The 3,731-nt window shown below is 45.1% G+C and carries 4 protein-coding genes; all 4 read right to left on the bottom strand.

Going from position 1 to position 3,731, the window contains the following annotated elements:
* Window positions 1-885 (bottom strand): GTPase HflX (hflX, locus tag RG47T_RS19715; RefSeq protein ID WP_253187543.1); only part of this gene is annotated, 885 nt, incomplete at its 3' end.
* Window positions 886-1,080: 195 nt separating this feature from the next.
* Window positions 1,081-1,863 (bottom strand): indole-3-glycerol phosphate synthase TrpC, encoded by a 783-nt coding sequence (gene trpC, locus RG47T_RS19710; RefSeq protein ID WP_074491160.1) that lies wholly within the window; start codon window positions 1,861-1,863, stop codon window positions 1,081-1,083.
* Window positions 1,864-2,003: 140 nt separating this feature from the next.
* A complete protein-coding gene (locus RG47T_RS19705; RefSeq protein WP_074491159.1) occupies window positions 2,004-2,621 on the bottom strand; it encodes an anthranilate synthase component II in 618 nt (205 codons plus the stop codon).
* 42 nt (window positions 2,622-2,663) lie between these two features.
* The coding region (locus tag RG47T_RS19700; RefSeq protein ID WP_253187542.1) for an anthranilate synthase component I family protein at window positions 2,664-3,731 on the bottom strand (1,068 nt) is incomplete at its 5' end.

Here is a 3,731-nt window from a genome sequence, read left to right as displayed (position 1 = left end):
AAAATTAGGGTGCGATACGTCAACCACGTGAACCAATATATCAGCCTCTCTAACTTCATCCAGGGTCGATTTAAAACACTCTACCAAATGGTGAGGCAGCTTGCGGATAAACCCAACCGTGTCTGAGAGCAGGAATGGAACATTCTCAATTACCACCTTACGCACCGTGGTATCCAGCGTGGCAAATAATTTATTCTCAGCAAATACCTCCGATTTGGAGATCATGTTCATGATGGTTGATTTACCAACGTTGGTATAACCCACTAATGCCACACGTACCATTTGGCTACGGTTTTTGCGTTGGGTTTCATTTTGACGGTCTATCAGCTTTAGTTTGTCTTTCAGCAAAGAAATCTTGTTCAAGATTAAACGCCTGTCCGTTTCTATCTGCGACTCACCCGGCCCGCGCATACCGATACCACCCTTTTGGCGCTCTAAGTGAGTCCATAATCTGGTTAACCGGGGCAACAAATATTGTAACTGGGCCAGCTCCACCTGCGATTTTGCCTGCGCCGTTTGTGCACGACCAGCAAAAATGTCGAGGATTAAATTATTGCGGTCTAATATTTTAACACCGAGTTCGCGCTCAATATTACGCAGCTGCGATGGCGAAAGCTCGTCATCAAAAACCACCATATCAATTTCTTCGGATGTAACGTATTCTTTTATTTCTTCCAGCTTACCGGTTCCCACAAATGTGGCACGCTCCGGCCTTTGCAGTTTTTGTGTAAACCACTTCACGGTTTCTCCACCGGCGGTCTCCACCAAAAATTGCAGCTCTTCCAAGAATTCTTTTTGCTGATCGTCGGTTACATTGGGTGTAACAACACCCACCAACACAGCTTTTTCCTGCTTCACAGCAGTATCATAAAATTTTTGCTTCATTAATACTAATATAACAATACCAATGCCAGTTATCAAAACAGTACAAATTGGCAGTGGTGGTTAGAAACAAGATACAAGAAACAGGAGCAAGGGCCGCTCAACCCGTAATTGCGAGGAACGAAGCAATCGTGAATTGTACAGAGCGGCTCTGTAGGCTGGGGAGTGCTTCGTACCTCGCAATTACGTGCATTTTTCTTATAACCCTTTCACAAAATCCGCCATTGCTTGGCCCGGATTTTCCTGCTTCATAAAATTCTCGCCTATTAAAAATCCGTTATAGCCGGCCTGCTTTAGTTCTTTAATTACCTGCGTGTTGCTGATGGCGCTTTCTGATATCTTGGTAAACTCGTCTGGGATATGTTGGGCCAGTTGAAACGAGGTTTCTACCGAAACAGTGAAATCGGCCAGGTTACGGTTGTTTACACCAATGGCGCTTAGGTTTGGGTCTATGCTGCGTTGCAGTTCTTCGAGGTTATGCACCTCTAACAGCACACTTAGTCCTAAACTTTTTGCCATTCCGGCAAATTGCTTAATCTGCGCAGGTGTTAATATCGCGGCAATCAACAATATAATATCCGCGCCAATGGCTTTGGCTTCTACAATCTGGTACTCATCTATCATAAAATCCTTTCGCAGCAGCGGGATGTCGTTCACCTTGCGTGCTTTGGTCAGATCGAGCTTGCGGCCCATAAAAAAGTTTCGGTCTGTTAATACAGATATAGCAGACGCGCCTGCGGCATTGTAACCGGTGGTTACATCTTCTACACTCACCTGGTCGTTAATAATCCCTTTCGATGGCGATTTGCGCTTAAACTCGGCAATAATACCGCTGCGTGCCGGATCGAGCAAGAACTGGTTTAACGAATAGGGCTGGCGCGCAAAAAACTCCGACTCCTCTAACTGTGTGTAAGAGAAACGTGCTTTAGCGGCTTCAACCTCTATTTTTTTATGAGCGACTATTTTATCAAGTATATTCATGCCCTTTTATTATTGTAATTGCGGGGTTTAGCCTCACCCAACCCTCTCCGGGGGAGAGGGCTTTAAAAAGACCTTCTCCCTTACGGAGATTTAGAGGGGGCCTTCTAAAGCTCGCAATGACAAAGTGAGTTAATTTATCTTTATCCTTTCAACCAATTTTGCATCATCTCTTTACCGTACTCCGTCAGTATCGACTCCGGGTGAAACTGTACACCGCGAACATCGTAATCTTTGTGGCGCAAGGCCATGATAGATTGATCCTTTTCATCTATGGCGGTAACTACCAGTTCGGCAGGCAAATCTGCCGGGGTTACTACCCAAGAGTGATAACGGCCAACGTTAATGTGTTGGGGCAAATCGATAAACAGTTGCTCGGTTGCATCAACCACCTTAATAGGGGTGGCAATGCCATGCATCGGGCGGCTTAGGTTGTGCAATGTGCCGCCAAAAGCCTCGGCAATAGCCTGCTGACCCAAACATACACCAAAAATACTTTTCTTAGGTGCATATTCTTTAATCACATCCAGTAATAAGCCTGCTTCGGATGGGATGCCGGGCCCCGGCGACAGGATGATCTTATCAAATTGGGCTACGTCTTCCAGTTTAAACTGATCATTTCTCCACACTTCGCACTCCATGCCCAGTTCGTTAACCAGATGTACCAGGTTATAGGTGAAAGAATCGTAGTTATCTATTATTAGAATTTTACCCCCCGACCCCCTGAAGGGGGAGTGGGCAGTTGTATTTTGAGTTTCCATTTTTAATGTCTTTTATCCTTTATCTAAAAGTCCTTTGTCCAATTACAGTTCTTCTGCCAGCAACAGCGCTTTATGCAGGGCAGCAATCTTGTTGCCTACTTCATTCAATTCCATTTCGGGCACCGAGTCTGCTACAATGCCGGCACCGGCCTGGTAATGCAGGGTGTTGTTCTTGCTTAAAAACGAACGAATCATGATGGCATGATTAAAATCGCCGTTAAAGCCAATGAAGCCAATGGCTCCACTGTAAAAACTGCGTTTGATGTTCTCGTTGGCATCAATAATTTCCATCGCGCGGAATTTTGGTGCGCCGCTTAGCGTACCCGCCGGGAAGGTATCGGCCACAATTTTAAAGGATGAAACGCCATCGTGCAATCTCCCGGTTACCTGCGATACTAAATGGATTACATGCGAATAATACTGCACTTCTTTAAATGCCTTTACAGAAACCTGGGTACAATGGCGGCTCAGATCATTACGGGCCAGGTCTACCAGCATTACGTGTTCTGCAGACTCTTTAGGGTCGTTCTCGAGGTTGCGGGCCAGGGCTGCATCTTTTTCATCATCGCCGGTACGTTTAAAGGTGCCTGCAATAGGGAAGATGCTCGCTACGCGATTTTTGATGGTTATCTGTGCCTCGGGCGATGAACCGAATATGCGGAAATCGCCATAATCAAAATAAAACAGGTAGGGCGAAGGGTTGATAGAGCGCAGCGCACGGTAAACGTTAAATTCATCGCCCAAAAACTTCCGGGAGAAAGCTCTCGACGGAACGATCTGAAACACATCTCCACGGAAAATATGCTGCTTCATTTTATCAACAGTATCCATAAACTGCTGATCGGTTAAGTTTGATTCTTCTTCGCCATTTAGCTGGAAATGATATTCCGGGAAGTTTTTATTCTTGATAAGGTATTCCAGTTTCTCTAAACCATCGGTAGCAGTATCGCCTGCTGTTTGGTTGTTGAATATATAAAGCTCATTCTTAAAGTGATCTATCGCGATGATGTACTTATAGATATGATACTGCATGGTCGGTATCTTGCGATAATCATCAGCATCTTTCTTTAAACGGATGGTTTCAAAATGTTCTACTGCCTCGTGGGTAAA

It is taken from the genome of Mucilaginibacter polytrichastri (assembly GCF_001911425.1).
Taxonomy (GTDB): domain Bacteria; phylum Bacteroidota; class Bacteroidia; order Sphingobacteriales; family Sphingobacteriaceae; genus Mucilaginibacter; species Mucilaginibacter polytrichastri.
This window is presented reverse-complemented; position numbering and strand designations above follow the sequence as displayed.